Origin of the sequence: Streptomyces sp. Inha503 (assembly GCF_047215865.1) — a bacterium.
Lineage (GTDB): Bacteria > Actinomycetota > Actinomycetes > Streptomycetales > Streptomycetaceae > Streptomyces > Streptomyces lycopersici.
Genome location: NZ_CP178360.1, coordinates 7,285,463 through 7,302,187, shown reverse-complemented (window position 1 = coordinate 7,302,187; position 16,725 = coordinate 7,285,463). Strand labels below are relative to the sequence as shown.

The following is a 16,725-nucleotide window of genomic DNA, read 5'->3' as shown; positions in this document are numbered from 1 at the left end:
GGAGCAGAGGCAGGGGGAGACCATGGCCGGCGAGATGGAGCGGGCACAGGAGCAGCCCTTGCGCTTCACCGTGCTCGGACCGGTACGGGCCTGGCGGGGCGAGGAACAGGTGAGCACCGGATCACCACAGCAAAGAGCCCTGCTCACCGCTCTCTTGCTGCGGGGTGGGCGCACCGCCACCGCCCCCGAGCTCATCGACGCCCTGTGGGGCGACGACCCGCCGGACGCCGCCATCGCGGCGCTGCGCACCTACGCCTCCCGGCTGCGCAAGGCATTCACCCCGCAATCGGACGTCCTGGTCAGCGAGTCGGGCGGGTACGCGGTCCAGGTGGGCCTCGGGGCCCTGGACACCGACGTGGCCGAGCGCCTGGTGGCGGAGGCGGAGAAGGCACGGCACTCGGGCGACCGGCTGCGGGCCCATGAGCTCATCGGCCAGGCACTGGGCCTGTGGGACGGTGAGCCCCTGGCCGGAGTGCCGGGGCCCTACGCCGTGACCCAGCGCGCCCGGCTGTCGGAGTGGCATCTCGTCCTCACCGAGACCAGGCTCGACCTCGATCTGGAGCTGGGCCACCACACCGACGTGGTCTCCGAACTCACCGCCCTCACCGCCGCCCATCCGCTCCGGGAGCGGCTGCGCGAACTGCTGATGCTGGCGCTCTACCGCAGCGGCCGGCAGGCCGAGGCGCTGGCCGTCTACAACGACACCCGGCGGCTGCTCGCCGAGGATCTCGGCGTGGACCCCTGCCCGGAACTCTCCGAGCTGCATCAGCGCATTCTCCAGGCGGACGCCGAGCTGGCCGCCCCGGTGGACGACCGCGCTCACGCGGGGCCCAGCTTCGTACGGCCGGCCCAGCTTCCCGCGACGGTGGCCGACTTCACCGGCCGCGTCGCCTTTGTCGACGAGCTGAGCGATCAGCTCGCCACCGCCGAGGGGCGTGTCATGGCCGTGTCAGCCGTGGCCGGAATCGGGGGTGTCGGCAAGACGACGCTCGCCGTACACGTCGCCCACGCGGCCCGCCAGCAATTCCCCGACGGCCAGCTCTACGTCGACCTCCAGGGGGCGGGCCCGGTACCGGCGGAGCCCAACGCGATCCTGGGCGCCTTCCTGCGCGCCCTCGGCACCCCGGACAACGCGATCCCCGAGGGCGTCCAGGAGCGTGCCGCGCTCTACCGCTCGATGCTGGACGGCCGCCGGGTGCTCACACTGCTCGACAACGCGCGCGACGCAGCGCAGGTGCGGCCGCTGCTGCCCGGTACGGAGGGCTGCGCCGCGCTGATCACCAGCCGGACCCGGATGGTCGACCTGGAGGGCGCCCACCTGGTCGACCTGGACGTGATGAGCCCGGAGGAGGCCCTCGCCCTCTTCACCCGGATAGTGGGCGAGGAGCGTGTCACCAGCGAGCGCGACGCGGCCATGGACGTGGTGGCGGCGTGCGGCTTCCTCCCGCTGGCCATCCGGATCGCCGCCTCCCGGCTGGCCTCGCGCCGCACCTGGACCGTCTCCACGCTGGCGCACAAGCTCGCCAACCAGCGCCGCAGGCTGGACGAGCTGCGGGCGGGCGACCTGGCCGTGCGGGCCACCTTCGAGCTGGGCTACGGCCAGTTGGAGCCGTCACAGGCCCGGGCGTTCCGGCTGCTGGGGCTCGCGGACGGGCCCGACATCTCGCTCGCCGCGGCGGCCGTCGTCCTGGAGATGGACACCCTCGACGCCGAGGAGCTCCTGGAGTCCCTGGTCGACGCCTCCCTGCTGGAGTCCGCGGCGCCCGGCCGCTACCGCTACCACGACCTCGTACGCCTCTACGCGCGTGACTGCGCGGAGCGGCACCAGTCGGCGGCGGACCGCGAGGCGGCGCTCTCCCGGCTGCTGGACTTCTACCTCGCCACCGCCGCCCGGGTGTACGCCATGGAGCGGCCCGGTGACCGCCTGGGCGACCACCTGGCCCCCGCCAGCCACCCCGGCCTGGTCTTCCCGCATCAGGACGCCGCTCTGGACTGGCTGTTCACCGAGGCGGACTGCCTGCTGGCCTGCGCCCAGCAAGCCGCCTGGGGCAGCACCCTGGGCCGGTCGGCGGATCTGCTGCTCGCCGCGATGGACCTCGCCGAGTCCGGTGCCAACGCCCCTCGCTACGAGGCCGTCGCCCGCGTCGTCAGCGAGACGGCACACACGGTCGGCGACACCCGGGCCGAAGGCCGGGCCCGTACCTGCCTCGCCAAGGTGCGCAACCTCACCGGCCGGCTCGAGGAGGCCGACGCGGAGGCGGAACGCGCCCTGGTCCTGGGCTCCGCGGTCGAGGACCATGTCGCGATGGGGCGCGCCCTCACCGAGCGCGGCATCATCGCGCATCTCAGCCGTACCCGCTGGGATGACGCCGAGCGGCATTTCCTCCGTGCCATCGACGCCTACCGGGCCGTGGACGACCAGCCCGGAGAGGCCAGCGCGCTGTGCAACCTCTCCCGCGCGTACGTGGAGATGGGCCGCATCGACAGCGCCGTGGACCTGGCCCGGCAGGGCGTGCGGATCTACGGGAGCCTGGGGCGCACCCTGCGCCTGGCCAACGGCAAGTACGCGCTGGGTATCGCCCTGACCGGGGCGGGCAGCCTCACCCAAGCGCTCGAACAGCTCACCGAGGCCCTCGGCCTGTTCCGTGAGCACCGCCAGCCGCTCTGGGAGGGCATGACCCACCAGCGGTTGGCCGAGGCGCATCTGTCGATCGGGCGCCCCGCGGAGGCCGCCACCCACGCCGAACAGGCCCTGGCCCTGCGGGGCATCGGGGGCGAGTGGCGCCGGGCCATCGTATTGACCCTGCTCGGCAAGGCGCTGCTGGAGCTCGGCCAGAACGAGCGCGCGGACGCCTGCTGGCGTGAGGCGCTGTCCATTCACCAGCGGCTGGGGACGCCCGAGGCGGAGGACGTCCGCAGGCTTCTGACCCCTGCGGCCGCCGCATAACGGCGCGGCTCGCCGACCGTTCATCAATCGTTTATCGCCGTCCGGGAGTCTTAGTAGCGGTCGACCCGTCCCCGCGGGGGGCAGACGGGTCGGTTGCGAGGTCACACCGTAAGGTGGACGGCCCTTTTGAGACATCCGTCCGGCGACCCACGGGGGAGTCGCCGGGCGGATGCCAACGGCCTATACCGACCAAAGCATCCGATGGAGTTGATCGTGACAAGCACGGACAAGAAGCCTGAGTCCGACACCTACCGGCCACTGGAGGCCGACCCGGCGCCCTTCACTCCTCAGGACGAGGGCCACACACCGGCACCTCCACAGGTGACCACCCAGGGCGAGGGCCATACGCCCGCGCCGCCCCAGCTGATCACCCAGGGGGAGGGGCACACGCCCGCACCGCCGCAGTTGAGCACCCAGGGCGAGGGCCACACACCCGCGCCACCGCAGCTGAGCCCCGCGGGCGAGGGCCACACGCCCGCGCCGTCGGAGCTGAGCACCAAGGGCGAGGGCCACACACCGGCACCGCCGCAGCTGAGCGCCGAAGGGGAGGGCCACACACCTTCAGCGCCCCAGTAGGAGCAGCACACGAAGCGTCGCTCATTTCCATGAGGTAACACCGCGGGGCCGATGTCGATGACGCGGAGGGGACGTCATCGACATCGGCCCCTTTGCGCGGGCCACCTCCCGGATGAGCGCCCCAGCACCACCGGGCGGACCCCCTTTCCGCCAAGCTTCGACCAGTTCCGGCCAGATGGCCGAACACATGTACCCCTCATTGTTAATTTGCAGTACAAAACAGATAATCACCCCCCGTAACGGAGGAACCGGAATGACTCGTGCTACAAAGGGCATTGCGACCTTGATTATCGCGATAGGTGCCGCGGTCGGAGCCACAAGCCAAACAGCCGCATTCGCGTCTGCAAGCGATAGTCACACCCCCGTCGTCGGTATGGACAGTGGTGAATACACCACAGCTGCCGCCGCGGGCCCCCAGGGCGAGGGCCATGCCCCCACCAGCCCGCAGTAGGCGCCACGAGACACTCGTGAGCACCAAAGGGGGCCGGGCGAAACCGCCCGGCCCCTTTGCGCTGCCCCGCGCCGGGGCACACCTTTGTTCCGGCTTCTCAGGTGGCGGATGAGCCCGCCCGCAGCTTCGCCTTGAGGACCTTGCCGCTGGCGTTGCGCGGTAGTTCGGGGAGGAACTCCACCTGCCGGGGCACCTTGTAGTTGGCCATCTCGCGGCGGGACCAGGCGATCAGGTCGTCCGCCGTCAGCGTCGAGTCCGGGCGGCGGACCGCGTAGGCCTTGGCCACCTCGCCCAGGCGTGGGTCCGGGATGCCTATCACGGCGACGTCGGCCACATCCGGGTGGCGGGCGATGAGTTGCTCGATCTCGGCGGGATAGGCGTTGAAGCCGCCGACGATGAACATGTCCTTGACTCGGTCGGTGATGCGCAGATTGCCCCGCTCGTCGAGCACCCCGACATCGCCCGTCCGCAGCCAGCCGTCGGGGGTGATGGTGCGGGACGTGGCGATCGGGTCCTCGAAGTAGCCGGATGTGACGTGGTAGCCGCGGACCCAGACCTCGCCCGGTCGCCCCGGGGGGAGTTCGCGTCCGGTGGCCGTGGCGATCTTGATTTCGGTGTCCGGGATCGCGCGGCCCGCCGTGCCCGCGATGACCTCGGGCGGGTCGCCGCGGCGGCACATCGTGACGGTGCCGGACGCCTCGGTCAGGCCGTACGCCGTCAGCACGGTGGCGACCCCCAGATCCGAGCGCAGGCGCTCCACCAGCTCCAGCGGGACGACGGCGGCGCCGGTGACGACCAGGCGCAGGGTGGACAGGTCGTGGGCGGTGCGGGAGGGGTGGTCGAGCAGGGACTGGTGGAGGGTGGGCGGGCCGGGCAGGACCGTGATGCGCTCGGCCGCGATATTGGCCAGGGCCGTCTCCACGCTGAAGACCGGCTGCGGCACCATCGTGGCACCGCGGCTCAGACAGGCGACGATGCCCGCCTTGTAGCCGAAGGTGTGGAAGAACGGGTTCACGATGAGATAGCGGTCGCCCGCCGTCAGCCCCGTGATCTCGCTCCAGGTGTCGAAGACCCGCACGGTCTGGGAGTGCGTGGTCACCACGCCCTTGGGGTGGCCGGTGGTGCCGGAGGTGAAGGTGATGTCGGAGGGGTCCGCGGGGCGCACCGCCTGTGCCCGGGAGCGGACCTCCTCCGGCGGCACGGCGTCGCCCAGCGCCAGGAACTCCTTCCAGGTGCGGAAGTCCTCCGGGCCGTTGTCGGCGAGGACGACCACCTCCCGCAGATAGGGCAGGCCCGGCAGCGGACCGTGGCCCGGCCCCTCCCCCGCCGCCCGGCGCAGCGACGCCACATACGAGGTGCCCAGGAAGGTGCCGGTGATGAACAGATGCGTGGCCCGGGTGCGGCGCAGCACATACGCCGCCTCGCCGCCCTTGAAGCGGGTGTTGACCGGGACCAGCACCCCGCCCGCGGTGACCGCGCCGAGCGCCGCCACGATCCAGTCGGTGGTGTTCGGCGCCCAGATCGCGGCGCGGTCGCCCGGTTCGAGGCCCGAGGCGACGCACGCGGCCGCCGCGCGCTCGATCCGGGCGCCGAGCTCCGCGTACGAGATCCGGGCGCGGCCCTCGACGACGGCCTCGTCCGGGCCGTATCGCTCGACCGCCGCCCGGATCAGGGCCGGGATGGTGTGCCCCTGCCGCTTCTGTTCCATCGGACCGCTCCCCTCCCCGGAACCCGGGATGGACGACCCCACTAGCTGACTACCCGTCAGATTAGCGGTAGCCTTCCCCGCTGTCAGCACCGGTGAACGCGACCACGGAGGTGGCCATGGGGGCGGCAAGGGCGACGGCGACCTTGAAGGACGCGACGGCGATAGCCGGCATCGGGCAGACACCCTTCGCCAAACGCCTCCCCGAGTCCGAGAAGACCCTCGCCTGCCGGGCGATCCTCGCCGCGCTCGACGACGCCGGCATCGCCCCGTCCGAGGTGGACGCCTTCGCCTCGTACACCATGGAGGAGACCGACGAGGTCGAGATCGCCAAGGCCATCGGCGCCGGGGATGTGACCTTCTTCGGCAAGGTCGGCTACGGGGGCGGCGGTTCATGCGCGACCGTCGCGCATCTGGCCGCCGCGATCGCCACCGGGCAGGCGAGCGTCGGGGTGGCCTGGCGGTCCCGCAAACGCGGCAGCGGGCCGCGCCCCTGGACCAACACCCAGGTGCAGCTGCCCACCCCGGCCCAGTGGACCCGGCCGTACGGGCTGCTGCGCCCGGCCGATGAGATCGGGCTGCTGGCCCGGCGCTATATGCATGAGTACGGCGCGACCCGCGACCACTTCTTCAATGTGGCGCTGGCCTGCCGCAACCGGGCCAACCAGAACCCCGCCGCGATGATGTACGACCGCCCGCTGACCCGCGAGATGTATATGACCGCGCGCTGGATCAGCGAACCGCTCTGCCTCTTCGACAACTGCCTCGAGACCGATGGCGCGCTGGCCTGTGTGCTGGTGTCGGCCGAGCGGGCGCGCGACTGCCGGCAGCGGCCGGTGTACGTCCACTCCGCCGCCCAGGGGCTGCCCTCCCAGCACCACGGAATGGTCAACTACTGGAACGACGACCCGCTGACCGGCCCCTCCTGGACCGCCGCCCGCCGGCTGTGGAAAACCGCCGACTTCGGTCCGCAGGACGTGGATGTCGCGCAGATCTACGACGCCTTCACCCCGCTGATCCCGCTCTCCCTGGAGGGCTACGGCTTCTGCGCCCGCGGCGAGGGCGCCGCGTTCACCGAAGGGGGCGCGCTGGAGATCGGCGGACGGCTGCCGCTCAACACCGGCGGGGGCGGCCTCAGCGAGGCGTACGTCCATGGTTTCAACCTCATCACCGAGGGGGTCAGACAGCTGCGCGGCACCGGCACCGCCCAGGTCCCCGGCGCCACGACCTGCCTGGTCACGGCGGGTGAGGGAGTTCCCACATCGGCCCTGCTGCTGAGGAGTTGAGCGACGGCATGACACAGACGGAAACGACGACGGCCGCGAGTGGCGGGGACGACGGGGCCGAGGCCGATGGGCTGCTCGCGCCCGTGCCCGACGACGACGGGGCACCCTTCTTCGGCTATGCGGCGCGCGGCGAACTGCGCGTCCAGTGCTGCGCCGACTGCGGCGAACCGCGCTTTCCGCCCCGGCCCTGCTGCCCTCACTGCCAGTCCTTCGAGAGCCTGTGGAAAAAGATGAGCGGCCGTGGCCGGATCTGGTCGTATGTGCTGCCCCATCCCCCGCTGTTGCCCGCCTACGCGGCACAGGCGCCGTACAACGTCGTCCTCGTGGAGCTCGCGGACGCTCCGCGCATCCGGCTGGTGGGCAATCTGGTCGCCTCCGCGGACGCCGCGCTGAACTCGGTCCCGCCCGAGCGGATCCGTGTCGGCGCGCCCGTGAAGGCCGCCTTCCATGGGACGGACGGCGGGCTCACGGTGGTGCGCTGGCTGCTGGAGCGGCCATGACGGTCCGCGTACGGGTGGAGCAGGACGGCGTCGCGGTCGTCACCCTCGACCGGCCCGAGCGGCACAACGCCATGGACCTGGAGACGGCCTCGGAACTGACCGCCGTATGGCGGCGCTTCCGCCGGGACGACGCGGTCCGGGTCGTGGTCCTCACCGGCGCGGGCGGCCGGGCCTTCAGCACCGGTATCGACCGCTCGGTGGAGGTCGCGCAGCCGTCGTCGCCCTACGCGATGGACGATCCGCTGCGCACCGTCGGGCCCAAGGCGAACGACCTGTGGAAGCCGGTGGTCGCGGCGGTGGCCGGGATGGCCTGCGGCGGGGCGTTCTATCTGCTGGGCGAGGCCGAGTTCATCGTCGCCGACGAAACCGCGACCTTCTTCGATCCGCACACCAGCTATGGGATGGTCAGCGCCTATGAGGCCGTCTATATGGCGCAGCGGATGCCCATGGGCGAGGTCGCGCGGATGGCGCTGATGGGGACGGCGGAGCGGCTCTCGGCCCGACGGGCGTATGAGACGGGCCTGGTCAGCGAGGTCACCCCGGCCGGTGAGGCCCTTACGGCGGCCATCCGTGCCGCCTCGGTCATCGCGTCGTACCCGACTGAGGCGGTACAGGGGACCGTAAGGGCGCTATGGGCGGCGAAGGAGGCGGCGCTGGACCAGGCGCTCGCACGGGCCCCGCAGTTGATCGCGCTGGGCAATCTGCCGCCGGGGCGCCAGGCCGCGCTCTTCGCGGCCCGTACGCCCGGCTTCCGTACCCGGTGAGGCCGTACGCCTCGGATCGGTCGGCTCGGTTTGATCGGCTCGGGCCTCAGTCGGCTCGGGCCTCAGGTGGAGCTCGGGTACTTGAGCGCCGAGGTGACCTTGCAGGTGAAGGACGTCTGCTCGGTGAGGGTGCGGTAGGAGGTGGCGTTGAGGGTCTGGCTGCTGCCGGACGCCACGGTGACGGACTTGTAGTCGGAGCCCAGCAGGCTGCCGCCGTTCTGGTCCTCCCACTCGATGGTGATCGAGTAGTGCATGGACTGCGTCTCGGGGTTCCTGAGATTCAGGGTGTACTGGAACGAACGGGTCGACTCGTCGTAGTCGCAGCCGGTGGCGGTGATGTCGTTCGTGCCGTCCGAGTTGTAGGTGGCCGGCGCGGAGTAGGTGTAGGAGGGCGTGGGGGCGTCGTAGGACGGCACATCGGAGGGTGCGCCGCTGGGCAGATCGGTGGGCATGCCGCTGGGGAGGTCGGTGGGGCCGGACACCGGGTTGTCGTTGCCCCCGCTCCCGCCCGAGACGAACCCCCCGAGGCCGCCGTCGTGGCTGCCGCCCTTCTTCTTTCCGCAGCCGGTCAGTGCGATGAGCCCGACCAGGGCGACAGCGCATATGCGCATGGAGCGGCGTTGCATGGTATTACCCCCGTTGAAAAGGCATATTCAAGCCAACCGTGGCCGGTTGACAAGTGCACGCCACCCTAGCAACGGGTTTTGCTACCCCAAAGTCACATGTCAGCGCGCCTGTCCCGGCTCTCAGAGCACGGAGACGACCTCACACCGCACTACGGTTCCCACGACCGAGGGATCGTCGAGCGGCACCCTTACGGTCCGCGTCTTCCCCGCGGGGACCCGTACATCGGCGCGGCCGGAGGTGAGGGTCGTACCGTCCCGGTCCTTGAAGTTCATGTCCACCAGGTAGGTGTCGGTGGTGCCCGAGCGGTTGCGCACCTTCACGGTCGCCGCCGGACCGCCGCTCTTGCCCTTTTCGGCGTCCTTGCCCTTTTCCGCGCAGCTGACGACCGACGCCCGGGGCTCGTTGGACGACGCCGAGCCGCCCGAGGAACCGCTGGAGGCGCTGTCGCCGTAGTCGTCATCGTCGTAGTCGCGGTAGCGCGAGCCGCCGGAGCCCGCACCGGTGGTGGAGCTCTCGTCGTCGGAGTCCGAGTAACCACCCGAGCCGGAACCGGAACCAGAACCGGAATCGGAATCGGAGCCCGACCCGGACGAGTGGTGCGAGGACGAACTGGAGCAGCCGCCTCCGCCACCCCCGTGGCCATGGCCACGCCCCTTGAACCCGGTGAGCGCCACCAGCACCACGGTGAGCACGGCCGCCAGCCGTAGACCACGCCGCATTCACAGACCCCGTTTCCCCCGAAGACCGCGCAGAGTTACCCATCGACCTCCCGGCTCCCAGGAGGTCGATGAACGCCCGCAACCGTAGCAGCAATTGTCAGGGACACGGCCTACAACCTGCCGCCGCCTCCGGCGCGTCGCCGCCACGCCACGCCGGGCCTGCGACCTGCCGCCACGCCGCGCCGCCCACTCGCCGTGCCGCCCCGGGATCGGTCAGGCCCGGCCGCCCGACGGGCGGGACTGGCCGGTGCCCTTCACCGCGTCCAGCGCGTAGACGCAGCGGTCCTTGCTGCACGCGTACACCACGCCCCCGGCGGCCACCGGGGATCCGGTGATCTCGCCGCCGGTCGCCAGCTTCCAGCGCAGCTGTCCGCCCGCCGCGTCCACCGTGTAGAGGCAGTGGTCGGCGGAGCCGAAGTGGACCCGGCCGTCGGCGACCACCGGCGAGCCGATGACCTCGCCGCCCGCCGCGAACCGCCACTTGGGCGTGCCGGTGACCGCGTCGAGCGTGTAGAGCGCGCTGCCGCTGCCCAGATGGACCGAGCCGTCGGCCACCAGCACCGGCTCGATCGACTGCCGGGCCTCGGTGGCGATGCGCCAGCGGTCGCGGCCGTTCGCCGCGTCCAGCGCGTACACCGTGCCCAGATAGTCGGCGATGTAGATGCCGCCGCCGGTCACCGCGGGCCCCGGCGCGTACGCGGGGGCGCACAGGAAGACGGCGGGCGCCTCGAAACGCCACCGCACATCCCCGCGGGCGATGTCGAGCGCGAGCACCCGCGTGCCCGCCGAGACGTACACCACCCCGTCGGGCGCCGCCAGCAGACGCAGCGGCACCCCGCCGCACGACGCCGCGTCGCCCACCGGATACGACCAGCGCTCCGCGCCGGTGCGCGCCTCCAGGGCGCGCAGCCGCGCGTCCGCCCACACATACACCGTGCCGTCGTGGACGGCGGGGCCCGACTCGGGCGTCTCGAAGTCGGTCTGGAGGCCCTGCATCTCCCACAGCAGCTCGCCGTTGGCCGCCTCCCACGCCTGGACGCCACCGCCGCGCGTGCCGGTGACGACCGTGCCGCGGTCGACCTTCAGGGAGTAGACCCAGCCGTCGGTCGACAGCCGCCAGCGCTCGGCGCCGTCCTCCGCGTCCAGCGCGTACAGGGTGGGGCCGTCGGAGGCGTGGATCCGGCCGTTCGCCACGGCCATCGCCCATGCCACGTCGCGGGTCTTGAACTGGCGCCGGCCGGTGCCCACGTCCAGCGCGTGTACCTCGAACGAGGTCACGTACAGCAGCTCGCCGGCGACCGCGGGGGTGCCCCATACGTCGTTGGACATGCGGAACCGCCACGGGCGCCAGCGGCCGTGCCCGGCTCCGCCGGGCGGCTCGGACGGCTCGGCCGACGGGGAGTGGGTCGGCGGCGGGACGGCGGCCGTGCCATCGCCCCCGTTCAGCCCTCCGCTCGTCACCCCGGCCGGCGGGCGCACCCAGCCGGTGGCCGGCCCGGTGCCGTGCTGCGCCTGCGGGTCCCGCGCGTCGGCGGCCCGGAGCCCCGGGCCGATCGGCACCTGCGAACCGGGCAGCCGCACCGACCCGTCGGCCCCTGCGGGCGCCGGGGCGGGCGCCGCGGCGGCGGACGGGGCAGCGGAGGGGGCGGCGTGCCGCCCGGGCCCGATGGAGCCCAGCGCGCTGGGCGGGCTCGCGGCCTCCGGCGCGCGCAGGCCGCCACGCGGATCGCCCACGCCCACGGGCTCCCAGCCGCTCGGACCGCCGGGCCCGCCCGGGGCGGCGCCGTGCCGCCCGCCATGGCCGTCCGCGGCGGGGGAGTACGAGGGCGGCGGCGTGGGCGGGCGCTCCGGCGGAAGCGGCGCGGAGGGGCGGCTGCCCGCGCTCGCGGCGCTTCCGGCGTTCCCCGCGTCTCCGGCGTGCCCGCCGGGGCGGCCGCCTCCGGCCGCGGGCCGGGAGGAGCCGCGCACCTGGTTGCGGCCGCTGCGCTTGCGCTCGATGAGCGCGACGGCGCCGGGCGGCAGCCAGGCCGAGGCCGTACCGCTGTCGTCGGCGTTGGAGGCGAACAGATGCGGGGCCAGCTGGGACTGGAGATCGGCCGGGGACGGCCGCCGCTCGGGCTCCATCTGCATGCACGACTCGATCAGCGGCCGCAGCTCGTCGGGCAGCCCGGCCAGATCGGGGCCCTCGCGCAGCAGCATGAACACGGTCTCCACCGGGTTGGCGCCGTGGAAGGGCGCGTGTCCGGTGGCCGCGAAGGTCAGGGTCGAGCCGAGCGAGAAGATGTCGCTCGCGCCCGTCACACTGCGCGAGTCGCGCGCCTGTTCGGGGGACATATAAGCGGGGGTGCCGACCGCGACGTTGGTCATCGTCAGCCGGGTGTTCGAGACACCGGAGGCGATACCGAAGTCGATCACGCGCGGGCCGTCCTCGACGACCAGCACATTGGACGGCTTCAGGTCCCGGTGGACCAGGCCCGCGCCATGGATGGACTGGAGCGCCTCGGCGACCCCGGCCGCCAGCCAGCGCACCGCCTGGGCCGGCATCGGCCCGCACTCGTTGACGATTTCCTCGAGGGACGGCGCCGGCACATAGGCCGTGGCCAGCCACGGCACCGCGGCGCGCGGATCGGCGTCCACGACGGCGGCCGTGTAGAACCCGCTGACCGCGCGGGCCGCCTCCACCTCACGGGTGAATCGGACACGGAACAGCTGGTCCTCGGCGAGCTCGGTCCGGACCGTCTTGATCGCGACCCGTCGGCCCGATGCCGAGCGGGCCAGATAGACCAGCCCCATGCCGCCCGCGCCGAGACGTCCGAGCACCTCGAAAGGGCCGATCCGCCTCGGATCGTGCTGCGTCAGCTGCTCCACCACTTGCCTGCCACCTCCCCGTGGGGGCTTGAAAAAATACAGCCCCGTGCAGCGTCTCACCGACAAACCAACCGGCGGCACGCATCCTGCATTCTCTCTGGCGAAGGCGGCGGTTGCGAACCCGGGGGCGAATCGTCGTGTCATCGGGCGATACGGAGCCGGGGTCCGTCCGGTTCGACCGGGGACCATCCAAGTGCCCACAGGCCCGTATCGCCCGGTTATCCGCCCCGAGTTCAGCCCGCCGTCGAGGTGTCGATGACGGCGAAGGCCGCGCCCTGATTGTCCACAAGGACCGCGAAACGCCCGTACGGCGTATCTTCGGCGGTCTTGAGAACCCGCCCGCCCAGCCTGTGGGCCGTGCGCAGCGCCTGATCGCAATCCGCCACCACAAAGTACGTCAGGAAGTGGGCGGGCAGAACGGCCGGGTACTCCTCACCCATCACGACGCGTCCGCCGATCGCGTGACGGGGGTCCGGGGGCTCTCCGCGCGGCGTCCACAGGACCACGTCGGCCAGTGAGCCCTCGGCGGAGGGCGGTGCGGGGGACGCGCCCGGGGGCGGCGTGGCGGGCCCCGCGGACGGCGGTGCGGCGGGCGTCATCCCGTAGCCGAAGACCGCCCGGTAGAAGTCGTCCACGGCGCGCGGCTGACGCGTGTGGACCTCGGTCCAGCCGTACGAACCGGGCGTGCCGCGCCGCGCGAAGCCGGTGTGGCTGCCCGCCTGCCAGACTCCGAAGACGGCGCCGCCCGGGTCGGCGGCCGTCGCCATGACGCAGAACTCGTCGATCCACACCGGCGGGGTGATCACCCGGCCACCGGCCTCGCGGATCCGTACGGCGGTCGCGGCGGCGTCCCGGGCGGCGAAGTAGATGTTCCAGACGGTGGGCATCCGGCCGTCCGGCTTGGGCACCAGCCCCGCGACGTCCTTACCGCCGAGGAGGGCCCGGGTGAACGTGCCGTATTCGGTGGCGATCTCCTGGAAGGTCCAGCCGAAGAGCTCACCGTAGAAGCGCCGGCCCGCCGCGAGGTCGGATAGCAGCACATCCGCCCAGCAGGGCACGCCTTCCGCGAATGCCGCCATGGCCCGGATCCTCCCGCGTCCCTCGGTCCTCGGACTTGCCCGCCTCGGAGCTGGCTCGCTCCGCAGCCCGCTCATCTCGGAGCCCGCTCACCTCGGAACTTGCTCACAGCCCGTTTGGAGGTGGTTGGCATGTGTTTGGGGCGGCTTGGTTCGTTCACCTCACTTGCCACGCTAACGGGGGATCGCCCGGTCTGCTCGCCCCGGAACTCGAAATATTTGGCCAATCCTTTTGGCTCGAAGACGGATCCGACCTCGTCATCCACCGTTGTTATCCACAGGCTGTTGATAACACGATTCACGCGCGTGGGTGAGCGGTGATTGAGGGCTTGACGACTGTGGACAGGGGCCGGAATCAGCCATTCCAGCCTGCTCAGCGAGGTTCACAAACCTCCGCATCCCGCCCTAACCCCATTTGCACGCAGCCGAATCGCGCTCCGATCACCCCTCGGTAAGCTGACGGCATGACAGGACAAGTACGCACAGTCGACGGGCGGGTGGCCGGTCGTCGCGGACAGGCGACGCGGCAGAAGCTGCTCGACTGCCTCGGCGAGATGCTCAGCACCTCCCCGTATCGAGACGTCAAGGTCATCGATGTCGCACGTAAGGCAGGGACCTCGCCTGCGACGTTCTACCAGTACTTCCCCGATGTGGAGGGCGCGGTCCTCGAGCTCGCCGAGGAGATGGCGAAGGAGGGCGCGAGCCTCACCGATCTGGTCGCCGACCGCTCATGGGCAGGCAAGTCGGGGGCGACCGCGGCGGAGGACCTGGTCGAGGGGTTCCTCTCCTTCTGGCGCAAACACGACGCCATCCTGAGGGTGGTCGATCTGGGCGCCGCCGAGGGTGACAAGCGGTTCTACAAAATCCGCATGAAGATCCTCAATTCCGTCACCAACTCCCTGACGGACGCCGTCAAGGAGCAGCAGGCCAAGGGCCGGATCGACGGGGACCTCAACCCTGGTGCCATCGCGGGCTCGCTGGTCGCCATGCTGGCGGCGGTCGCGGCGCACCAGAAGGGCTTCCAGAGCTGGGGCGTCAAGCAGGCCGACCTCAGGCCGAGCCTGACCTGGCTCGTCCACCTCGGCATCACCGGACGCAAGCCGCCGAAGTAACGAATCCGCACCCCCTTCCCCGGCCTCCCTACCCCGACCTCCCTTCCCGGCCCCTCCCGGCCGGCTGCCCGGCCGGGCCCGCACGTCCTGTCACGCCGCGGCGGATCACTCTCCAGTGATCCGCCGCGGCCCTTTGCGGTCACCGGCGCTGGAGGCGGAAGAGGCGGATCTCGCGGTCCACCCGGGACTGGTAGGTCGCGTAGGGCGGCCAGAAGGCGAGGACCGCGGCCCAGGCCGCCTCGCGTTCGGCGCCCTCCAGCAGGCGTGCCCGGACGTCGATGTCCCGGCCCCGCCAGCTGATCTCCGCTTCCGGGTGCTTCAGGAGGTTCGTGGTCCAGACCGGATGGCCCGGACGGCCGAAGTTGCTGCCGATCAGGATCCAGGTACCGCCGTCCTCCGGCATGCAGGCCAGCGGCGTACGGCGGGGAAGCCCCGACCTCGCGCCGCGCGCCGTAAGGATCACGCCCGGCAGCATCCGCGCGCTCGGCAGCACCTTGCCACGGGTCAGCCGGTGGACGGTGCGGTCGAACGCGGGGATGACATGGGGCGCGACCTTGGCGAAGGCGCGGGTCGAGGACACCTTGCGGACCAGCCTCACGCCGTAACCGGCCATCAGACCGTCACCGCCTTACGCGGCCCATCGCGTCCGTCAGGCCCATCCCGGCCGTCGGGTCCGTCGCACCCGTCCGGCCCATCGTGGGTGCCGTCCCCGTTGGGACCGCCGCTCCGCCACTTCCACCCCTCCCGCCGCTCCCACCGCTCCCGCCGCGCCCTTCATGGCCACCGTAAGGAGCGCGATCGGCCGCGCCGAAGAGTCCTTCCCGTTCCGCGGCCCGGGCCCGCAGCCGGTGGACGGGGCCGAAGAGCAGCTCGTCCGAGGCTGCCCGCTTGAAGTAGAGATGCGCGTCATGCTCCCAGGTGAAGCCGATACCGCCGTGCAGCTGCACCGCCTCGGCCGCCGCCGTGCGCTGCGCCTCCAGGGCCTGCGCGAGCGCCAGCCCGCCCGCGACCGCGGCTTCCGTAGCGGCCTTACCGCCCGCACTGCCCGTACCGCCCGCACCGCCCTCGGTCGCGGCCCATGCCGCGTAGTACGCCGCCGAACGGGCCGCCTGCACCGCGACGTACACATCCGCCAGCCGGTGCTTGACCGCCTGGAAGGAGCCGATGGGACGGCCGAACTGCTCACGCGCCCGCACATACTCGACCGTCCGCGTGAGGGCGGCGTCCGCCGCCCCCACGGCCTCGGCGGCGAGCACGGCCGCGGCCACCGTGCCCACGGCCGCCAGCGCCTCGGCCACCGCCTCTCCGCGCCCGCTCCCGCCGTCGTCCACCCCCAGCAGCTCGGCCGAGACGTTCCGCAGCTCGATCCGGGCCTGCGGCCGCGTCGCGTCGAGCGCGGTCAGCCGGGTGCGGGCCAGGCCGTCCGCCCCCGCCCGGACGAGGAACAGCAGCGTCCGCCCGCGCGTATAGCCCCCGGCTCGGGCGGCGACCAGCAGCAGTTCGGCGCTGTGCCCGCCCGGCACCTGCTCCACCTGCCCGTACAGCCGCCACCCCGCGCCGCCGTCCCGGTCCGGGCGCGCCTGGACACCCCCCGCGCGCCCCCCACCAGCCCACGCGCCGTCCCGCGCTCCTACGAGCCCCATCGCTTCGGGCAGCGCGCGCCCGGGCACCGCGAGCGCCGCCGTAAGGGCACCGTCCGCGATGCGCGGCAACAACTCGGCGCGCTGCGCCTCCGTCCCCAGCGCGGCGACCAAGGGCGCGGCGAATACGGCGGTGGCCAGGAGCGGCGAGGGGAGCAGCACCCGCCCGGTCTCCTCACAGGCCAGCGCCAGCTCGGTGACGCCGCAGCCGACACCTCCGTACGCGGCTGAAAGGGCGAGGCCCGGCAGCCCGAGCGTCCGGGCGAGCCGCCGCCACAGGGCCTCGTCATAGCCGGGCGCGGTCTGGACCGCCGCCTTGACCTCGTCGGGCCCGCACCGCTCCCGCAGCAGAGTGCGCAGCGTACGGCGGATCTCGTCCTGTTCCTCGGTGAACGCGGCGTCCATCGGCGAGCACCTCCGTTTTCTGACGGACCGTCATACTAGGGACGAGCTC

Annotated in this window: 13 protein-coding genes; 6 read left to right on the top strand and 7 right to left on the bottom strand. The window is 72.2% G+C overall.

All coding sequences use genetic code 11. The features are described from left to right. The first annotated feature begins 22 nt into the window (after positions 1-22). Both ACJX2R_RS30825 and ACJX2R_RS30820 read left to right on the top strand, forming a co-directional pair. Positions 23-2,947, top strand: coding sequence for a BTAD domain-containing putative transcriptional regulator (locus ACJX2R_RS30825; RefSeq protein ID WP_413102777.1), 2,925 nt, complete (start codon positions 23-25; stop codon positions 2,945-2,947). 213 nt (positions 2,948-3,160) lie between these two features. After that, entirely contained in the window at positions 3,161-3,523 is a 363-nt protein-coding gene (locus tag ACJX2R_RS30820; protein ID WP_262700404.1) for a hypothetical protein, read from the top strand. A 548-nt stretch (positions 3,524-4,071) separates the two neighbouring features. On the opposite strand, the gene ACJX2R_RS30815 is transcribed toward ACJX2R_RS30820, so the two are convergent. Continuing rightward, on the bottom strand, positions 4,072-5,682 hold the full coding sequence (locus ACJX2R_RS30815; RefSeq protein ID WP_413102776.1) for a FadD3 family acyl-CoA ligase: 1,611 nt from the start codon (positions 5,680-5,682) through the stop codon (positions 4,072-4,074). 116 nt (positions 5,683-5,798) lie between these two features. Between ACJX2R_RS30815 and ACJX2R_RS30810 the strand changes: the two genes are divergently transcribed. The 3 genes from ACJX2R_RS30810 to ACJX2R_RS30800 are packed head-to-tail and all read left to right on the top strand — an operon-like array spanning position 5,799 to position 8,229. Then, positions 5,799-6,965 (top strand): lipid-transfer protein, encoded by a 1,167-nt coding sequence (locus tag ACJX2R_RS30810; RefSeq protein ID WP_413105978.1) that lies wholly within the window; start codon positions 5,799-5,801, stop codon positions 6,963-6,965. An 8-nt stretch (positions 6,966-6,973) separates the two neighbouring features. Continuing rightward, complete coding sequence (locus ACJX2R_RS30805) at positions 6,974-7,465, top strand: Zn-ribbon domain-containing OB-fold protein (RefSeq protein WP_413102775.1); 492 nt, start codon at positions 6,974-6,976, stop codon at positions 7,463-7,465. Further along, positions 7,462-8,229, top strand: a complete 768-nt coding sequence (locus ACJX2R_RS30800; RefSeq protein ID WP_413102774.1) for an enoyl-CoA hydratase/isomerase family protein — start codon at positions 7,462-7,464, stop codon at positions 8,227-8,229. Before ACJX2R_RS30805 ends, ACJX2R_RS30800 begins: the two co-directional genes overlap by 4 nt. Positions 8,230-8,291: 62 nt before the next feature. On the opposite strand, the gene ACJX2R_RS30795 is transcribed toward ACJX2R_RS30800, so the two are convergent. The 4 genes from ACJX2R_RS30795 to ACJX2R_RS30780 all read right to left on the bottom strand — a co-directional run bounded on the left by ACJX2R_RS30795 (position 8,292) and on the right by ACJX2R_RS30780 (position 13,522). Then, complete coding sequence (locus tag ACJX2R_RS30795; protein WP_413102773.1) at positions 8,292-8,840, bottom strand: hypothetical protein; 549 nt, start codon at positions 8,838-8,840, stop codon at positions 8,292-8,294. A gap of 135 nt (positions 8,841-8,975) precedes the next feature. Beyond that, entirely contained in the window at positions 8,976-9,575 is a 600-nt protein-coding gene (locus tag ACJX2R_RS30790) for a hypothetical protein (protein ID WP_413102772.1), read from the bottom strand. 213 nt (positions 9,576-9,788) lie between these two features. After that, positions 9,789-12,446, bottom strand: a complete 2,658-nt coding sequence (locus ACJX2R_RS30785) for a serine/threonine-protein kinase (RefSeq protein WP_413102771.1) — start codon at positions 12,444-12,446, stop codon at positions 9,789-9,791. 230 nt (positions 12,447-12,676) lie between these two features. Beyond that, positions 12,677-13,522 carry a VOC family protein gene (locus ACJX2R_RS30780; protein WP_413102770.1) on the bottom strand — a complete coding sequence of 282 codons (846 nt, stop codon included), beginning with the start codon at positions 13,520-13,522 and terminating at the stop codon, positions 12,677-12,679. Between the two features lie 461 nt (positions 13,523-13,983). Between ACJX2R_RS30780 and ACJX2R_RS30775 the strand changes: the two genes are divergently transcribed. Next, entirely contained in the window at positions 13,984-14,631 is a 648-nt protein-coding gene (locus tag ACJX2R_RS30775; RefSeq protein WP_262704879.1) for a TetR/AcrR family transcriptional regulator, read from the top strand. 139 nt (positions 14,632-14,770) lie between these two features. On the opposite strand, the gene ACJX2R_RS30770 is transcribed toward ACJX2R_RS30775, so the two are convergent. After that, positions 14,771-15,244 carry a nitroreductase family deazaflavin-dependent oxidoreductase gene (locus ACJX2R_RS30770; RefSeq protein ID WP_413102769.1) on the bottom strand — a complete coding sequence of 158 codons (474 nt, stop codon included), beginning with the start codon at positions 15,242-15,244 and terminating at the stop codon, positions 14,771-14,773. A 7-nt stretch (positions 15,245-15,251) separates the two neighbouring features. Continuing rightward, positions 15,252-16,676, bottom strand: a complete 1,425-nt coding sequence (locus ACJX2R_RS30765) for an acyl-CoA dehydrogenase family protein (protein ID WP_413102768.1) — start codon at positions 16,674-16,676, stop codon at positions 15,252-15,254. Between the last annotated feature and the right edge of the window lie 49 nt (positions 16,677-16,725).

What these genes read in the sequence shown, in the direction of transcription:
- ACJX2R_RS30825 (WP_413102777.1), top strand. Translation starts at nt 23, where the DNA reads ATGGCCGGCGAGATGGAGCGGGCACAGGAGCAGCCCTTGCGCTTCACC.
- ACJX2R_RS30815 (WP_413102776.1), bottom strand. Translation starts at nt 5,682, where the DNA reads ATGGAACAGAAGCGGCAGGGGCACACCATCCCGGCCCTGATCCGGGCG.
- ACJX2R_RS30810 (WP_413105978.1), top strand. Translation starts at nt 5,799, where the DNA reads ATGGGGGCGGCAAGGGCGACGGCGACCTTGAAGGACGCGACGGCGATA.
- ACJX2R_RS30805 (WP_413102775.1), top strand. Translation starts at nt 6,974, where the DNA reads ATGACACAGACGGAAACGACGACGGCCGCGAGTGGCGGGGACGACGGG.
- ACJX2R_RS30800 (WP_413102774.1), top strand. Translation starts at nt 7,462, where the DNA reads ATGACGGTCCGCGTACGGGTGGAGCAGGACGGCGTCGCGGTCGTCACC.
- ACJX2R_RS30795 (WP_413102773.1), bottom strand. Translation starts at nt 8,840, where the DNA reads ATGCGCATATGCGCTGTCGCCCTGGTCGGGCTCATCGCACTGACCGGC.
- ACJX2R_RS30790 (WP_413102772.1), bottom strand. Translation starts at nt 9,575, where the DNA reads ATGCGGCGTGGTCTACGGCTGGCGGCCGTGCTCACCGTGGTGCTGGTG.
- ACJX2R_RS30780 (WP_413102770.1), bottom strand. Translation starts at nt 13,522, where the DNA reads ATGGCGGCATTCGCGGAAGGCGTGCCCTGCTGGGCGGATGTGCTGCTA.
- ACJX2R_RS30775 (WP_262704879.1), top strand. Translation starts at nt 13,984, where the DNA reads ATGACAGGACAAGTACGCACAGTCGACGGGCGGGTGGCCGGTCGTCGC.
- ACJX2R_RS30770 (WP_413102769.1), bottom strand. Translation starts at nt 15,244, where the DNA reads ATGGCCGGTTACGGCGTGAGGCTGGTCCGCAAGGTGTCCTCGACCCGC.
- ACJX2R_RS30765 (WP_413102768.1), bottom strand. Translation starts at nt 16,676, where the DNA reads ATGGACGCCGCGTTCACCGAGGAACAGGACGAGATCCGCCGTACGCTG.